At 35.1% G+C, this 17,622-nt stretch carries 17 protein-coding genes, 1 tRNA gene and 2 pseudogenes; 6 read left to right on the top strand and 14 right to left on the bottom strand.

Going from position 1 to position 17,622, the window contains the following annotated elements; all coding sequences use genetic code 11:
* The first annotated feature begins 142 nt into the window (after window positions 1-142).
* The 5 genes and pseudogenes from LDO51_RS11250 (at window position 143) to LDO51_RS11230 (ending at window position 3,375) form a co-directional block, all read left to right on the top strand.
* Window positions 143-218 (top strand) — tRNA-Phe (locus LDO51_RS11250).
* Window positions 219-413: 195 nt separating this feature from the next.
* Complete coding sequence (locus LDO51_RS11245; protein WP_225574639.1) at window positions 414-1,688, top strand: tyrosine-type recombinase/integrase; 1,275 nt, start codon at window positions 414-416, stop codon at window positions 1,686-1,688.
* 157 nt (window positions 1,689-1,845) lie between these two features.
* Window positions 1,846-2,061: pseudogene (locus LDO51_RS11240) on the top strand (tyrosine-type recombinase/integrase); the annotation flags it as partial.
* A 119-nt stretch (window positions 2,062-2,180) separates the two neighbouring features.
* Window positions 2,181-2,465 carry a hypothetical protein gene (locus LDO51_RS11235; protein WP_008913927.1) on the top strand — a complete coding sequence of 95 codons (285 nt, stop codon included), beginning with the start codon at window positions 2,181-2,183 and terminating at the stop codon, window positions 2,463-2,465.
* Window positions 2,466-2,790: 325 nt separating this feature from the next.
* Window positions 2,791-3,375: an antirestriction protein ArdA gene (locus LDO51_RS11230; protein ID WP_225574638.1), complete on the top strand. Its 585-nt coding sequence runs from the start codon at window positions 2,791-2,793 to the stop codon at window positions 3,373-3,375.
* 274 nt (window positions 3,376-3,649) lie between these two features.
* Here LDO51_RS11230 and LDO51_RS11225 read toward each other — a convergent pair whose 3' ends face one another.
* The 9 genes from LDO51_RS11225 to LDO51_RS11185 form a co-directional block, all read right to left on the bottom strand.
* Entirely contained in the window at window positions 3,650-3,799 is a 150-nt protein-coding gene (locus LDO51_RS11225) for a PAAR domain-containing protein (protein WP_195697750.1), read from the bottom strand.
* Window positions 3,800-3,862: 63 nt separating this feature from the next.
* Complete coding sequence (locus LDO51_RS11220; protein WP_225574637.1) at window positions 3,863-4,072, bottom strand: hypothetical protein; 210 nt, start codon at window positions 4,070-4,072, stop codon at window positions 3,863-3,865.
* Between the two features lie 23 nt (window positions 4,073-4,095).
* On the bottom strand, window positions 4,096-5,118 hold the full coding sequence (gene galE / locus LDO51_RS11215) for a UDP-glucose 4-epimerase GalE (RefSeq protein ID WP_159242411.1): 1,023 nt from the start codon (window positions 5,116-5,118) through the stop codon (window positions 4,096-4,098).
* A gap of 9 nt (window positions 5,119-5,127) precedes the next feature.
* A complete protein-coding gene (locus LDO51_RS11210) occupies window positions 5,128-7,206 on the bottom strand; it encodes a polysaccharide biosynthesis tyrosine autokinase (RefSeq protein ID WP_225574636.1) in 2,079 nt (692 codons plus the stop codon).
* Window positions 7,207-7,240: 34 nt separating this feature from the next.
* Window positions 7,241-7,669, bottom strand: coding sequence for a protein-tyrosine-phosphatase (locus LDO51_RS11205; RefSeq protein ID WP_014656697.1), 429 nt, complete (start codon window positions 7,667-7,669; stop codon window positions 7,241-7,243).
* Between the two features lie 5 nt (window positions 7,670-7,674).
* On the bottom strand, window positions 7,675-8,826 hold the full coding sequence (locus LDO51_RS11200) for a polysaccharide export protein (protein WP_282560237.1): 1,152 nt from the start codon (window positions 8,824-8,826) through the stop codon (window positions 7,675-7,677).
* Window positions 8,827-8,870: 44 nt separating this feature from the next.
* Window positions 8,871-9,818, bottom strand: a complete 948-nt coding sequence (locus tag LDO51_RS11195; protein WP_225574635.1) for an NAD-dependent epimerase/dehydratase family protein — start codon at window positions 9,816-9,818, stop codon at window positions 8,871-8,873.
* Window positions 9,819-9,827: 9 nt separating this feature from the next.
* A complete protein-coding gene (locus LDO51_RS11190; RefSeq protein WP_225574634.1) occupies window positions 9,828-10,643 on the bottom strand; it encodes a glycosyltransferase in 816 nt (271 codons plus the stop codon).
* 73 nt (window positions 10,644-10,716) lie between these two features.
* Window positions 10,717-11,532 (bottom strand): beta-1,6-N-acetylglucosaminyltransferase, encoded by an 816-nt coding sequence (locus LDO51_RS11185; RefSeq protein WP_225574633.1) that lies wholly within the window; start codon window positions 11,530-11,532, stop codon window positions 10,717-10,719.
* A 133-nt stretch (window positions 11,533-11,665) separates the two neighbouring features.
* Here LDO51_RS11185 and LDO51_RS11180 point away from each other — a divergent pair.
* Window positions 11,666-12,155 (top strand): annotated as a pseudogene (locus tag LDO51_RS11180) (IS1 family transposase).
* A 345-nt stretch (window positions 12,156-12,500) separates the two neighbouring features.
* Here LDO51_RS11180 and LDO51_RS11175 read toward each other — a convergent pair.
* From LDO51_RS11175 to LDO51_RS19725, 5 genes are all read right to left on the bottom strand, one after another.
* Entirely contained in the window at window positions 12,501-13,550 is a 1,050-nt protein-coding gene (locus tag LDO51_RS11175; protein WP_225574632.1) for a glycosyltransferase family 4 protein, read from the bottom strand.
* The gene (locus LDO51_RS19905; RefSeq protein ID WP_225574631.1) at window positions 13,551-14,480 is read right to left on the bottom strand and encodes an EpsG family protein; all 930 of its coding nucleotides are present in this window, start codon (window positions 14,478-14,480) and stop codon (window positions 13,551-13,553) included.
* Between the two features lie 683 nt (window positions 14,481-15,163).
* Window positions 15,164-16,261, bottom strand: coding sequence for a glycosyltransferase (locus LDO51_RS11165; RefSeq protein ID WP_225574630.1), 1,098 nt, complete (start codon window positions 16,259-16,261; stop codon window positions 15,164-15,166).
* Window positions 16,170-17,189, bottom strand: coding sequence for an ATP-grasp domain-containing protein (locus LDO51_RS11160; RefSeq protein WP_210799494.1), 1,020 nt, complete (start codon window positions 17,187-17,189; stop codon window positions 16,170-16,172). The genes LDO51_RS11165 and LDO51_RS11160 overlap by 92 nt, the downstream gene beginning before the upstream one ends.
* Window positions 17,186-17,593 (bottom strand): GNAT family N-acetyltransferase, encoded by a 408-nt coding sequence (locus LDO51_RS19725; protein ID WP_225574629.1) that lies wholly within the window; start codon window positions 17,591-17,593, stop codon window positions 17,186-17,188. The genes LDO51_RS11160 and LDO51_RS19725 overlap by 4 nt, the downstream gene beginning before the upstream one ends.
* Window positions 17,594-17,622: the final 29 nt, after the last annotated feature.

The raw sequence follows: 17,622 nt of genomic DNA, 5'->3' as shown, positions 1-17,622 counted from the left end.
TGGCATTTTTTTCACTTTTTGTGAGTTTTTGCATTGATTTGCTTAAAAATTAATTGAAACGCTGAAAAAAAACGCATTCAATCAAAAGTTTTTAGAAACCGCCTTGACTCACTCTCTTAAATCAGGTTTAATACGCTCCGTTGCCCGGATAGCTCAGTCGGTAGAGCAGGGGATTGAAAATCCCCGTGTCCTTGGTTCGATTCCGAGTCCGGGCACCACCTTATTATCAACAGACGTCAACCGACGTCTGTTTTTGTTTGTAAAGCCCGCTAAAATCAACACTCTCCCAAAGTTTCAACTCCACTGAATTCTACTCGATTCTACCCACATCAACCCCATTGTGCGGGTATAATTGCGGGTATACACTAGTTCGATAGAATTTTGTACCCACTTTATCTCTCAGGAAGCTCACTATGGCACTGACTGACGCTAAAATTCGGGCGGCTAAACCCGATGTGAAATCCTATAAATTAACCGATGGTGCAGGTCTGCACTTATTGGTTCACACTAATGGTTCTAAGTACTGGCGATTACGCTATCGCCACTTAGGTAAAGAGAAAACCTTAGCATTGGGTTTATACCCTGATGTCTCTTTATCAGAGGCGCGTTTAAAACGTGATGAAGCAAGAAAATTGATTGCTGACGGTATTGACCCGTGCGAACAAAAACGTGTGGCTAAAGCAGCTTCTGATGCTAATCTCTCTTTTGAAACCATCGCAAGACAATGGCATGCCAGCAATAAAAAATGGTCTGAATCACACAGTGAAAAGGTTTTAAAGAGTTTGGAGTCGCATGTCTTTCCTTATATTGGATTACGCGATATCACTACCCTCAAAACCCCTGACTTGCTTATTCCTATCCGTGCAGCAGAAAGTAAAGAGATTTATGAGATCGCTGCGCGTTTACAGCAACGTATTTCTGCTGTCATGCGTTATGCGGTGCAATCCGGTATTATTGGCTATAACCCTGCTATTGATACCGCAGGGGCTGTAACGACGGTACAACGCCAACACCGTCCAGCTCTTAATCTTGACCGTCTACCTGAACTCATTGCCCGTATCGATGCTTATAAAGGGCAGCCCGTCACTCGCCTAGCCGTGATGTTAAATTTATTAGTGTTTATTAGGTCAAGCGAACTTCGTTATGCGCGTTGGTCTGAAATTGACTTCGATAAAGCCTTATGGACGATTCCTGCTCAGCGAAAGCCTATACCCGGCGTTAAATTCTCACACAGAGGCGCTAAAATGCGCACTCCGCATTTAGTTCCCCTTAGCCACCAAGCCATCACTATACTGAAAGAAATTTGGGCATGGACGGGTGAACATGAATTGATCCTAACGGGCGCTCATAATCCCTTTAAACCCATGAGTGAAAATACAGTCAATAAAGCCTTACGCGTCATGGGCTATGATACGAAGACTGAAATTTGTGGACACGGTTTTAGAACGATGGCGTGTAGTTCATTAGTTGAATCAGGTTTATGGTCGAAAGATGCAGTAGAAAGGCAAATGAGCCACCAAGAACGTAACTCAGTGAGGGCTGCTTATATTCATAAGGCAGAACATATAGACCAACGCCGATTAATGGTGCAATGGTGGGCTGATTATTTGGATGCTAATCGGGAACAAACTATTTCGCCATTCGACTTTGCCAAATTGAATAACCCAATGATTAATACCGGCGGTTAAAAATCAAATAAAAAACAGTTTAATTCTCTCATCTGGGGGCCTATTTGGGGGCCTCTGTATTCGATATAGACAAGAGCCCCCAAACAGTCTAAAAAGCACTATAAATTAAAATGTTAATCAAGATTAATCAACAAATTGCATCTATTTCTACGATTTGACTATGAGTACGATCTTACATGAAAAAGACTTTAACAGCGCTTGTATTGAAACACAGATGGCGCATAGCAATAAAAATGCGATACGTGGAACCTATAACCATGCGCAATATTTAGAAGGTAGACGAGAAATGATGCAGTGGTATGCCGACTATATCGATTCATTGAGAAATGGTGGCAATATTGTTCATGGGAATTTTCATCGTCAAAACGCATGATAACTAACCACGATTTATCGTAATACATCTCATTCAATAAAGAAGCTTTATCACTGAAAGCCTCTGTCCTCACGGACAGGGGCTTTTTTGCTTGTAAATCAACCTAAAAGGAAATTATCATGGAAAATTACATTCGTTGCCCGGCCTGCGATTCAACTCGCATTCGTGAACGTCATATCGGGAAAAAGACCGGAGCTGTTGCTGGTGGCGTATCAGGCGCACTAGCTGGAGCGTCTATCGGCTCTGCTGTTCCTGTTGTAGGGACGATTGCTGGTGCTGCGGTAGGCGCTTTATTTGGACGTTTAGTAGCTGGAGCTACTGCTGGGGCTGTGAGTGGTTCAGCTTTAGATGGCGTGGTATTTGATCGTTATGAATGTATCGAGTGTGAATACACGTTTGATTGATAGCCATAAGTTAACGGAAACCCCTGATGGGGTTTCATCTCTTAGGAGTCTGTGAGTCTGAACTGACCCTAGTTTATTGGACAGGGGCTTTTTTCGTTTTAACCCGCGCAAAAATAAATCATGATAGAAAACTTAACACATTATCGGATCTGTCAGTCTGCTCATTATCCTGATCTAAAACGTCATTAATCATTTTTAAAGCGAGTTGCCTGTTTTTCAGCTGATTGGCTTTTTATATCAATATCATCTTCTAAAGGGAAATAGCTCCCTTTATCAAAATATCGCCATTAATTGGATCACAATACATCAATAATAGGACACGAATATGCGTATAACTGCGACGGCTTCCCCATGCCTAAAATCGGGGATGATTTCTGTTTTTATTACGAATTTAGGTAAATATAACGAAGGTGAACTGGTTGGTGAGTGGCTTGAGCTTCCGGCAACCTCAAAAGAGATCGAACACTGTTTAATGCGGATTGGCATTGATGGTATTCAGTATGAAGAGTATTTCTTGACGGACTATGAATCTTCAATTGATGGCCTTTCTTCTTACATTTCAGAATACAGTCTTTTAGATGAGTTGAACGAGTTAGCCACGCAATTAGCCATGTTATCGCCTGATGAAATTGACCTTTATCAGGCGGCAATTGAAATCGGAGCTTCAGTGAGTTCAATTCATGATTTAATTCATTTAGCGGATAATTTAGATTCTTTCCAGCAATTAGCGGGAGTCAATAATGAATATGATTTAGGTTATTACTGGATTGAAGAAAGTGGTTGTTATGATTTAGCACAACTTGGTCACTTATCACACTACTTTGATTATGAACGCTATGGACGTGATGTTTGCCTTGAACAAGGGGGAATTTTTCACAGTGGAGGATATGTTTATCATACGTGTGGGTAGATAAGGCAACAGAATAAGGGTAAAGCCGCTTTCCTCCCTTAGAGGGGAGAATAAATGATGCATTGGTATCCCAATGACATCCATAGGCTAAAACGCAAATAAAACTAAACTCTATTTCAAGCCTTCCTTACGGATATCCGTAAAGAAGGCTATTATGGTATTATTTTTTATTTAATTCAACCTATTAACTAGGCGCTAATTTTACTATGGTGACAATTACACTATTAGAAACAGAATAACAACACATAGTATTTATATCTAAATACAAATGAAATTATTTACCTGTAATTGAACTCTGTGATGCAATCAAAGCAACGCCACAGGGAGTTTTCATTCCCGCTAGAGCAAGATTTTTTCCATTGTATTTGATTGTGGTAGAGCCCTCTACAATCGCGTAGACGCCTTTACATTTTGGGCAAGACACTTGATCGCCAGCAACCGAGCGCTAGCTTTTAAAACAAAAAGCTCTTTGAGCTTTAGTGATAATTTAACTTAATGTTTTATTCTCATTAATATTCTTTGTTTTATCTTCAACGTGTTGTTTAAAAATTAAAACCTCACTCATTTTTACCTTACCGTGCCTATTTCTTTTAGGTAAAGGCAACCCTTCTAATTCACATGTAGTTCTATATAGCATAGCTAAATATTCCGCCTTAACGCCAATATATAGGGCAAAGGAATCTATATCAATATTCATATGTTAACCTAAATAAAATAAATCTATTTATAGCCATTAGGGTTTTGCGATTGCCAACGCCAACTATCGTTCACCATATCTTGCACGGAGTACTGAGCTTGCCAGCCTAAATCAGTAAAGGCTTTATTAGGGCTAGACCAGCACTCAGCAATATCACCGGGGCGGCGAGCAACTATTTTGTATTGGATCTGTTTGCTTGATGCCTTTTCGAAAGCAGCGATCATTTCTAATACACTAGTGCCTTTACCGGTGCCTAAATTATAAATATGGAGCCCTGCTTTTTGACTAACACCATTCAAGGCAGCAATGTGTCCACTCGCTAAATCCATAACATGGATATAATCACGAACACCAGTACCATCTGGTGTTGGGTAGTCAGCGCCAAATACCATCACTTCTTTATGACGACCAACAGCAACTTGAGCAATATAAGGGGTCAAATTATTTGGAATACCTTGAGGGTCTTCCCCCATTAAACCTGAAGTATGAGCTCCGACAGGGTTAAAATAACGTAATAAAGTCAGTGACCATTCATCATGCGCAATATGTAAATCGGTAAGAATGCGTTCAACCATATATTTGCTAGTACCATATGGGTTGGTTGTACCACCTACTTTCGATTCTTCAGTTAACGGTACTTCTTCAGGATCACCATACACCGTCGCGGAAGAACTAAAAATGAGGCTTTTTACACCCGCTTTTTGCATTGATGTGATTAAAACCAAAGTACCATTAACATTATTGTCATAGTACTCAATCGGTTTTTGAACGGATTCACCCACGGCTTTTAGCCCTGCAAAGTGAATCACCGATGCAATTTTATGTTCAGCAAAAATGGTATCTAAAATTTTGCTATCACGTACATCACCGACGTAGAAAATAGGTTTAGTGCCAGTAATGGTTTCAATGCGATTTAGTACTTCAGGATTAGCATTGCAGAGATTATCTAAAATAATTGGCTGCATGCCTTGTTCGATCATCTGTACACAGGTATGGCTACCAATGTAGCCAAGACCACCAGTGACTAATACTTTTGCGTTTTTCATTGTACTTTCCTAGTACTCATAAACATAATTATAATCGTCTGACTTGGCATCGATACCATTTAAGACCACACCCGTAATTTCGATATCGTTTTGCTTAAAGCGTTTGAGCGATAGCTCAATATCTTTCACCGTGTTCACACCATAATAGGCGATAAGCAATGAGGTCCCAACGTACTTACCAATAATAGCTGAGTCGGTGATTGCCAGTATTGGCGCAGTATCAATCACGACGATATCGTATTGACCTTTCACCGTATCAAGTAAACGTTTAAAGCGCTCGCTCATCAGCAATTCAGAAGAGTGAGTGACATTCTTACCGCGACAAATCACGTCGAGGTTTTCAATCACACTGTTATGAATATTTGGCTGGCTAGTATCTGATTGTGAGAGATAATCGGATAGACCTAATTTATTGCTTAATCCAAAGGCTTTATGGATACGGCCTTTACGTAAGTCAGTATCGATTAACAATACTTTTTTGCCTGCAGTTGCTAACACCACCGCCATATTGTAGGTAATAAAGCTTTTACCTACACCCGGTGAAGCACTGGTGACCATAACCAGATTATTACCTTGGTTCATCACCGAGAAGTAAACGCTGGTACGTAGGGAACGGATTGCCTCTACTGCCGTGTCGGCTGGGTTTTCTAATGCAAGTGGGCGCTTATTCCCCGCTGCGATTAATTTTTTCTCATAATTAGAGAACGGGATAGTGGCATAGACGTTAACACCCAATGCATCGATATCCTCAGTACCTTTAATCTTATTATTAAAGAACTCACGAGCAATCACATATGCACAACCCACAATAAAGCCCAGTATTGCAGCTAATACTAAGATTAATGCTTTCTTAGGTGCTACGGCATTCGGTTGAGACTCAGCAGAGTCAATAATACGCACATCAGCGGTGATCCCTGAGTTTAATACACTCAGTTCCTGCTGTTTTGCCACTAATTGATTGTAGATAGCTTGCTCAGACTCTACATCACGGGTTAAACGAACAATTTGTTGTTGAGTATTCGGCAGTTTTTGAATCGCTTTACTGATTTTCTCTTTCTCACGTAACAGCTGCTGGCGCTTATCAAGCAGTGATTGGTAAGCTGGGTGGTTACGTGTATATAATTGCTGAATTTCAACTTCTTTAAAAGTGAGTTCATTTAACTTTTCTTCGACTTGCAAAGCACTATCAAGGGCGGATTTGGCTTCTAATGATAAGTCGATAGATTCATTCTTTTTACGGAAGGTGTTTAGCTGGTTTTCATAGTTATCCAGCTTGGTTTTAATCTTAGGCAGATATTCATCTAAGAATAATAAGGTGTTATTTGTGACTTCTTTTTTACGCTCGGTATTTTGGTCGACGTAATTTTGAATAATGCTGTTTAAGATTTGCACGTTTTCGGTTTTATCGGCGCTTTTAATGGCCATATTGATAATACCGGTTCCTTTACCCACTTCGGCAATAGTTAAAGTGTTAAGTAGGTTTTCAATGGTTGAATAACGCGCATTTTTAACTAAGGTAAATTCTTGTCCGACTTCAGCATTGATTGAGGATACCAGCAAGCTGATTTCATCTTGTTTTAGGAGTTCGCCCACTTTGCCTTCAACGGTTTGGTTATCAATATGAAGAGTATAACGGTTTTCGCCTAAATAGGTCAAAATAGCGGGCTCACCAATAAGATGTTCAGGTAAAGAATAGAGGGAAATGGCGACGGAAGCTTTGTCTCCCCAAAGCCTATCGAAAAAACCAGCGGGTGCTACTTGGGTATCTAAATTAAGGTCTGCAACCGTTTTACCGAGCACCATCCGAGACTTAATGACCTCGATTTCGGAATCCACTTGACTATTACTATTAGCAAATGGCATCACATCGCTCATTTGATCTAACAATGAGACTTGGCTCATTTTATCGTATTGCAGTGTCGCATTGGCTTGATAGATTGGTGTCGCTAGAAAACTATAAGCGGCACCAATCACAATAAAAAAGAGGGTAAAAAAGCCGATTTTAAGGTAGCTGGATTTGAGTATCTTAAATAGCGCCAGCAGATCGATTTCGTCCGAGGCAGCGGAGCTGGTTTTTGTCGTGTTCATAATCAATTAACGTTAAGCCTTTAAAATAGTAAAATTAAATTTTCCCTTGCCACTGTATAACGGCTTTTTCCATCAGTTGATAAACATGCTCGAACATTTCATCACTGCGTTTATGTGGATCTGGGATCTCGGTTTTATTAAGCCACTGCCCGAATAACATGACTTTGCCACGAGTTTCGGGAAACTGTTGATGGATCCTATCAATATGATCGTTTTCCATCACTAGGATTAAGTCTGCTTCTTTACATAATTCGCTGGTTAAACGTCGTGATTGATGATTGTCTAAACAGAGATCATGTTGCTGTGCGATACGGATGGCACTGTCATAAGCGGGGCGATCGTCTTTGGCAATAATGCCAGCAGAGTGTACTTTTTTATTGGGAAAATGGGCCTGTAATAAACGCTCCCCTGTGGGGGAGCGACAAATATTACCCATACAAACAACTAGGATATTGTTAAACATGACGATTACCAGTCGTGAATACGTTTTGTACCTTCAGTTAACTGATTATAGGTCGCGATGGTTGGTAGTAATTGAGTGATCAGACGGTTCCAACGTACTACAGGCGCGGCGGTAACATAGACCAGATCGTATGGTTGTAGTTTAAACTCTGTACCCATCACCATTGCCGTGGCATCCGATAAATCTAACTGATACACCGCTGCCATTTTTTTCGGTAGCAACGCATCAAGTTCTTTATCGCCAGAGGTTTGGTTTTTAATTGGACGGATAACAAACACACCGGTTGCATTAGCGGTTGTTTGATCGGTACCCCCGGCTTTACTCAGTGCTTCAGTGATACTCATACCTGCACGGTCAATAGTTAGGGTATTTGGTTGACCCACTTCACCCATCACAAACACTTTTTGCCCGTCATTACGTGGTACATATAGTGCATCACCCGGTAGCATCAGATGGTTTTGGGTTAGGTCGCCATACTGGACTAATGCTTGCAGTGAGATTTTAATTTCTTTACCATTTCGGGTGAGTACGACATTGTCCCAATCGGCTTTTTCGGTGAGACCGCCCGCGTTATTAAAGGCTTCCAGAACGGTCAGAGGGATATTGGTAATTGGCAATGTACCTGGTTTTGCGACCTCACCAGAAACATACATTTTTTGTGAGCGGAATGCCGCAATACTGACATCCACTTGTGGGGATTCAATATAGGTAGCCAGTTTACTGCTGACTAAATTACGGATCTCCGACAGTGTTTTACCAACAACTTTCACGTTACCGATATAAGGGTAGTAAATGGTGCCATTGGAATGAACCCAGTTACCTGCGTCGGCAGCGCTACGATAAGAACCCGCTGGAATAGTTAATTCAGGGTGATCCCACACAGTGATGGTTAACACATCCCCCACACCCACACGATATTCATAAGTTGAAAGTTGCTTTTCAAGTGTCGGGTTTGGCTTGGCGATCACTGGAGCCACGTACATCTCATCTAACAGTTTTGGTGAAATCGGGTAGATATCCACAAATTTAGAGATATCACGATCGCCAGTGTCGACGACATTTTTGCCTGATGTGGACATATAGACACCAGGAGTAACGGTACAGCCGGTTAATGCTGTAAGCATTAGTGCAGCAATAGAAAGGCGTTTCATAAACACTTGCGATCCCTTTAGCAAGATGATGATAAAAGAAAATATTTAATTTATTTAAATTCATATTGAACAGTATTAGCAATACCTTTTTCAAGTGTCACTGGTGCCTTGAAAGAGGTATCTGCAATATAATTTGATTTAAACTGCGTTCTAGCACAAAATTTTTTCACCCTGATGCTGCTTACCGGAAATTCTTTACCAGTAATTTTAGATAAAATATCAAAACAATATCCACCCATGATCCCAATAGGATAAGGAATACGAATATTTGATTTAGGTTTATCTAATGCGTTACAGATAACGGTAGTGAGCTCATTCATGGTGAAGTCAGGTTTATCAATATAATTGAATACGTGCTTACCTTCAGTGAAGGTAGTTGCAAAATGGATAAATGCAGCAACATTTTCAACATACGCCATCGATTTTTGGTTGTTACCACTACCAATCATCAAAAAACGACCTGATGCAATTTGGCGGAATAGGTTATAGACATTACCTCGGTTATTTTCGCCAAAAACCACTGTTGGTCGTATCGTAACAAGAGTGTGATTCGCTGATTTAGCCTGCCAAGCATCATACACATATTCGGCTTCTAACTTTGATTTACCATAATCATTAAACGGATGATACTCACCATCTTCGCCAGTTTCTTTTTCGACAAAGCCATAAACAGCTACGGAAGAGGTAAATACTATATGTTTAATACCAAGTTGTTCAGCGACATCACAAACATTTTTAGCTCCATCAACGTTTACTTCATAATAAAGGCTAATAGGGTGAACATTATCTTTATGTTGAGCAGATAAATTGATAATGACGTCAGCCCCTTTTAGTGGTTCGATAAGCGTTTCTGGTTTAGTGACATCACCAAATTCCCATTTTTCAGGATGAGCTTCACTTTTTTGGATATCAACAATTTTAAAGTCGATATTTTGAGATTTTAATTGATTGGAGAGACGGGTTCCAATAAAACCGGATCCACCGATGATAGTTAACATAATAAACCTTTATTTTCTTAGTTTTTTATAAATCTTTGAAAGTATTGAAGTCGGTAATAATCTAGGGATACTACGTAGTGTAAAGTTTAAGTATGAATTAAGTGGAGTATCAATTTTTTTTTCAATTTTCAATTTAGCTAGTTGAAATTCACTTTTTATATAAGTTATACCTTTGCGTCGTTTGACCATAGAATCGCCACCTCTTACTCTAACTAAGCAATCTTGTAAGTTAGCAACTTTGTAACCAGCGGAAATAACTCTAATCCACAAGTTATAATCTTCCATGTATAAATGATGCTGGTAACCACCAACATGTTGAATAATTTCTTTATTAAATGCAACAGTCATATGATTGAATGGATTTCTTCTCTTTATATAATTACATATCTCTTGATGTGAACTAGGAACTATTCTAAAACCGATAGACTTTGACATGGAAATATCAAACTCCTCGGTACATGTACCTAATAACACTATATCAGAATGAGATTGAATAAACGTTATTTGCTTTTGGAAGCGCTCTTGATCACAGTAATCATCTGTATCCATACGAAAAACCCAATCATAAGTACAATGTTTTAATCCTTCATTGAGTGCATTGCCTAAACCAACATTTTCTTTTAAAGGTATCACCTTTAAAATATGAGGGAATTTTTTTTTCCAATAAATAATTTCATTATCTAACTCAGGTGTTAAAGGACCATCTTTAACGAGAATAACTTCGGTAGGAATATAACTTTGCTCAACCATAATACTGAGTAAAGATTGGTTTAAAAAATCAGAGTTTTCATTTTTATAAATAGAAAGCAGTACGGAGAAATTCATAATGACAATACCAATTATACGTGGTAAATATAAATTTAATAAATAATCTAATAAGGTTAGTTTGTGTTAACTATTATAATAGGAAACTTATGGCTAAATCTTCATTAACTTTTCTAGCAAACCAAAAGTTTGATGCCTCAATATTTTTTTGTAATATCTTTTCAGATAAATATATGGGGCTAGATTTATCAGTAAACATAATTAGCCTCTTATTATTATCTGCTATATTATCAATGCCATACATTCTAACTAAAATTTGAAATGCATGCTCATCGGCACATGTAGTATACTTAAAATGAGAAAAAAAAGATGTTGAAGTGTAAATTGAAATGAATTTATTAATTGTAGACCGTGTAACAGAAAACCATTGAGAACCTACAAAATAATAATTTTTGTCTATTTTTGAAGTGGTGAAAAAAATAGTACTAAATTTTAACATTTTTGTTATTACTCTTCCCAAGGGTGTTCTTAAATACTTAGTATCAGTATGAAAGTACAGTGCCTTTAATCTCCAATCATAGGTTGGATCCCTATGACTCTCTATATAGTTTATATCTGGAGTTGATTTCCATTCTGCTTCTATATCAGCGAAAGACTTAAGAGGTAAACATTCACCACTAATTAAATGAAAGTACTTATTATTGCTATCTTTTATAGCTTCCATCATTAATCTTAAAGTTGCAATTAACTGACTACTTCCTCCCCAATATACATCTACTCTATTTTTTATTAGATACAAGTTACTAATATTGTTTTTTTCTATTTCTTTATAGGTCAATGGAGTTTTATTATCAACATGAACATAAAAACGGACTGAGGGATTTCGTTTAGCTAAAGTGGAAATGTATTTAGCATTATTATGGGTTTGAATTAAAACTGCGGTTTCCAAATTTATATCCTATTAATTATTGAAAATATCATAAAATTAAGAACCTATCCCAAAAGGATTTTATTCCAGACAATGGTCGAGTATTCAATAAGTTGATAATGGGGTAAACTGAGCTTTTCTGTTGAGGCTTAGTATGGCTACCATTTCAGTAAAATGCCGATTCTGTGGATTAACCGACCCTGTTAAAAAACATGGCACCGGCAATGGAGGTCATCCCCGTTATCGCTGTCAGGCCTGTTGCCGCACTTTTCAACTCGATTATACCTACAACGCTTGTCAGCCCGGCATCAAAGAGCAAGTGGTTGAGCTTGCCATGAATAATGCGGGTATTCGCTCATGTATTTGGTTCCCGAAGCAAGAAAACACTGGGGAAATTGTTAAAACTGCTGTCTGGGTTCCGTATCGCTTTTTGGTGTACGGATGGTTACAGGGCGTACAAAGAGACACTCCCTAGCGAAAAACCTATTTTAGGAAAGCTATATACACAGCGAATTGAGCGTGAAAATCTGACGTTGCGTAACCGATTGAAACGACTTAATCGCAAGACGTTAGGGTATTCAAAATCATCCGGCATGCATGACAAGATCATTGGGACTTTCATTGAGCGAGAGTATTACGTTTGAAATGCCATCAACCCTTTGGATACGTGACCCGATTTTAACACTCTGAGTTTGACATAGTATATTCTATACCTAAAACATGCAGGTCATTATAGTCTTTTTTGATTTTTTGGCTCATTTTTCATACCGAGCCGTCATTGCTCAGTATTTGGAGGCATTTTTTATTTTTGGCGAAACCATTATAATAGATCCATCTGCCACCTATTTTTTATACCGGAAAGGTTAATACACACTAATCTTTTTCATAAAAAATATTAAATTTTTACTTCATTTAGAATTAGGGTCGCATTATGCTATAGTTGTTTTAATTTCGTTGAAAGTAGTTACCTCAATAGTATAGAATATAAATTAACTAATTATTTTTTTTATAGATAAATTAGCAATTGACTGCCAATTATAACTTTCATTTACTAAATTTTTTGCATTAGTTGACATTTCTATTAATTCGTTCTCAGGCATATTTTTTATTTTGTTGAAAGTATAATAAATATCGTTGATATTTTTTATAACAAAGCCACAGTTATATTTTTTTATAATTTTCGCCATATTAGTTCCTTCAGTTAGTAAGCAAATGTTTCCATACGCTAGTGCTTCTAATACTGATACTGGCAGGCCTTCGTAACGAGAGGTCATAATAAATATATTATTACTTTCTAAAACTTCTTCTTTTTTAAGTCCAAATATAGGTGGCCTAATTATAATGTTTTTATTGGGCTTTAGATTTATTAATTCAAGAGTTTGTTTTTTATCAGCACCGTAGATATTAAATAAAATATTACTTTGTGTTTTTTTATAAAAAATGTTAAGACTGTTTATTAATAGATCCAATCCTTTGTGGTAAATATCACACCTACCTAAATAGAAAGGTTTTATTTCTTTAAAGTTTTTTTGCTTTATGGGAGCATTCACACTCACTCCATTAGGTAAAATATATGTTTTTATTTTATTAGAAATAAAAATAGAATCATTTTTTTCTTCTTTATTTAAGTATTGTATGAAGTCAACATGTTGAAATGATATTTTTTTAAATATAGAAAGGTAAATTGACTTCTTTATTTTTTTATGAAGTATAGTTCTTTTCATTAAAGAACAATGAGGGACAAGTATTATTTTGAACCCCATCAGTTTCAGTGATGTAATTAAAATAGGTGATTTTATTTTAAAAATACCGTGCACATAGATAAAATCTGGAGAGTAAGACTTTATCTGAAAGAGTAATTTAAAAAAAGAAATTGTTTTAAATTCAGCCTTTTGCTTTAACTTATCATCAGAGGAAAAAGCAAGGTGGAAACTTTCTATATGTGGTATTTTATTCTGATATTTAGATAAATTAGATACAACATTAGTAATACCATCACCGGCATTATATGTTTTATGGTATAAGTGTAATAGTTTCATTTAATAAAAGTAATAGTCATTTTTAATATAAAAGGATATGTTCGTTATAATGTATAAGATTAGCAGTAGAGCAGTATATAAATTCAATTTTGATATTCTAAATAATTCATATATCAATATGGGAGAAATAACTAAGAAGACAAGTAAAACTCGGCCAGATAAGATTGCAATTGAAGATGTAGATAAACAAAAAACAAGAATAATAATAGATAATTTGACTATAGGTATTCTATAACTAACATTTACTTTTATTCCATAAAGTAATAATGCTAAAAAAAGGAATATAAATAGAATTGAAGACCATGATTTGTTTCCAAGATAGGAGTCTGAGCCAATATAATATTTAAATCGGGTAAATTGAATTATACTTTCTATATTTAATACTACTAAATTTATTAGCATAATCGATGATATTAATAATAAGAATCCTTTTGCTTTATTAATAATTAAATAGTGATAGTTTAATTTCCTTGTGAAAATAAAAAGTAGTGCAAGAATAGCCATGCCATAATGAAATAGTATAGGTATTAAAATAGTAGGAAATGCCTTAAAAGTTCTATTTATTAATCTGATTGAAATTAATAAAAACAATATGGATATTGAATATCTTACTTGTGTTCCATATAAAAATTGGCTTAAGGAAATTATCATTGGATAAGCAAGTAATAATAACACAAAACGATTATATACGATAGCCATTAGAGCAATTTGAAAAAACATCAACAACAGCCAATAATCATTAAAGTTCAAATCAAACAATACCTTTATTAAATAAGACAGCCATTCATATAAGAACTCATATGAAAATGAACTATTTTCGTAATCATGAAAATACGCTATATAGTCAGGGTTATATTTAAATGGGTAATATAGAAAATATATACATGGCGTTAAAATTAAAAATCGGAAAATATAGCTTAATAAAGACACACTATTACATCCTATAGTTTAATATATTTTGGAACGATATTTTCATCAACATTTTGAATAGTAATTTATAGCTGGATGATTTCAATGGAAATTTCATCATAAATTTATAACATAATGATATTGCGGCTTTATTATTTTTTTGAAAAATAAATGAATTTGCTTGCCTCGTTGTACTAGATATGGGAAATAGTTGTTCTTTAAGCAACTTATCTTAAATAAATGGTTTCAATTATAGGTAGAATGAGACAACCCAGCAATATTTTTTATTTATTTTGAATAAATATGAATACACTGTTTCTTCTTGTTAGGAACAAAAGACTATTGCTCATTGACTTTGCAAAGCAACACAATATGCAAATTATAAAGAGGTAAAGACGTCACCTGTTGTGGTAAGAGTATTAAAGTGTAAACAATAGTATTAATACTAATAAGAAGAACTATAACGGTATCACAAATACTGGAGTTATTCATCGCGGGAACGATAATTTCATCTTTGGGGCCGGCTTGCAGGTACTATATTAATAACCAAGTTAAAAGATTCGGCGGCAATCTTGGCAATGATAACGTTGATGGTTACTACTCCCTAATTTATTTTTTTCACTGTGTGGGTTTGTTGACAAAATAGACACTTTATATTGGCTTTAGCCATTAACATTCTCAAGTAAATTACCCTCTATTACAGGTTAATCACCAGATTGAATATATGTCCCTATTTTCCTTACTAAAGATATAAACATGATTTTTGAATAATCAATGGGACTACTAAAGAAATTAATAATTATGTTAAGGATGAAAATAAAATATTTTTTATGCCGTAGATAAGAAAGGGTAATGTCTTTTTTATATATAAATAAGCTTCTATTTAAAGCTAATTTTTCTAGTTTATTCAACTGTAATTCTTCGGAGATGAGTTTATTACAATTGATTCTATTTTTACGATCAGAAATAAATTTATTGAAGTTTAATGATTGGCTCCAACTTCCAATAGAATCTCTACGATATGTTGACGTCACGTCAGGTAGATATATACAGCCATTATTATATGAAGCAAATAGTTGTATATAATAATCACCAACTGGCGCGATAGTATAGAACCAATCCGGTAATGATAAAATAATACTTCTTTTAAAGAAAAAGGTTGCTGTTGGATAAAAGTCTTTTTTAGGTCCAAGTATGCAATCAGCAAAAGAAATATATCTTTTAGTGCTTCCTAAATTACAAAATTTTTTTGTTGTTTCATCTGGATATAAAGATAGTGCCTGAGTTATAACAAGATTTACGTTAGGATTTGAAATTAATTCTTTGATTTGTTTTTGAAGTTTATACTCATCAATCCAATAATCATCACCTTCACATAAAGCGATATATTCGCCATCAGCGTGAGCTATAGCTAATGGAGTTATCTTTTTTCCTTGTTGATATTGATTTTCAGTTTGTAAAACTAACTTAATGATATTAGGGTACTTATTTTTATACTCTAAAAGGATTTTTCGAGTGTTATCGTTAGAAACATCATCATGAATTATCACTTCAAACCTATAATCTGTAACCTGTGCTAACATTCCATTAATTGCATCTCTAATATAACCTTCTTGATTAAATGTAATGCAAACACAGCTAACATATACTTTATCTGTATATTTCCAATGCTTCATGATTGAAGCTTCATTTCCGGGGGCTTTTAAAGGATTAATATTCATTTTTAATAATAGTTGGTTTGATATCTTTACAGCAGAGAACGTTTTCTTTAATGGTAACATACTCATTTTTAGTTTGACCATTCGAAATCCACTCAATTATCTGCTTAGGAATATTTGCTCCCGCTAAATGAGAGAATGGATATTGTCCTCCAAATCGAGCATTCATTTCTAATATATAGAACTCACCATTTTGTTCTAAACAATCAGTATCTAAAATAGAAATATGGCCTAATTCTTTTGATAAGAACTCACCAATTTTATGAAGAGCTGGATTATTAATAGTTAGAGCTTGATCTGTTTCTCCAGAACGCATAGCAACTTTTTGCTTACAAAATGTGGTGATATAATTACTATTTAAATCATTAATAATTTCTAAACCATATTCATTACCAGAAATATACTGCTGTATAAGAACTGATTTTTCAATATCTAAGGCTGACTCATACTTAAGATATGTTGATTGAATTTCATTTTTTACTTTTTTATAAAAAATATTTAGCTCATCTATTGTTTCTGCTTTATAAATACCAATTGAGCCCATTCCCCAACGAGGTTTGATTATTAAAGGTAGCTCTAATGTATTATTTTCAATAGCATTATGTACTTCTGATAATGATAAAAAAGTTTTTGGGGTTGGAATATTTTTTTCAACTAAAAAAAGATATGTTTTCCATTTGTCATTACATGTATCAATGACATTTGGAGAAGATACGATAATATTTATACCAATATCTAAAAACTTTTGCTTATTTTTAGCCAATATAGGCAAATCAATATCAAATAACGAGATAATGACATTTATATTGTTTTCTTTACAATATTGTAATAAAAAATCAATATAATTATTTGAATATATCTCAGGTGTTATTATGTATGAATCAGCATGAGTCATAGCATAAGTAAAGGTACTATTTGCAGCGAAAACTTTACCCTGTGATTCTATTAATGCATCTTTAAAATAATCAACTAGGTATGTACGCCTACCAACAGATGTTAATAATATGTTCATTTTTTCACCATTAAAACTTCACTTATGCCATATTTGTTAATATATCTATTTTTTATTATAAACCCTAATTTCATGTATAATCTTTTTGATACGGTATTATCATCCCATGTAATGATATTTATGGGTTTATTAATTAGTTTAAAAAGGGACTCGAACAATAAATATGATATTCTTTTTCCTCTATATGAATTTCTTACAGCAACTAATGTTATTTGGGCCTCATCTAAATTATCATAATATACCATTAGAGAAATTATTGTTTTTTTTTCAATGATAAATATCACCTTGGCATTATTTATTACTTTATAATAGTATTCACTAAAGTTTATTTTTTTATCAAGAGAGGGGGTGAAATCCGAGTTAACATTATTTAAAAAATCAATAAAACTGTCTTTATTAAGCAAACTGATATCATTAGATACATTCATTTTAT

This window comes from Providencia alcalifaciens (assembly GCF_020271745.1).
Classification (GTDB): Bacteria; Pseudomonadota; Gammaproteobacteria; order Enterobacterales; family Enterobacteriaceae; genus Providencia; species Providencia alcalifaciens_B.
The sequence above is the reverse complement of the archived record's forward strand: the minus strand, read 5'-3'. Positions and strand labels throughout refer to the sequence as shown.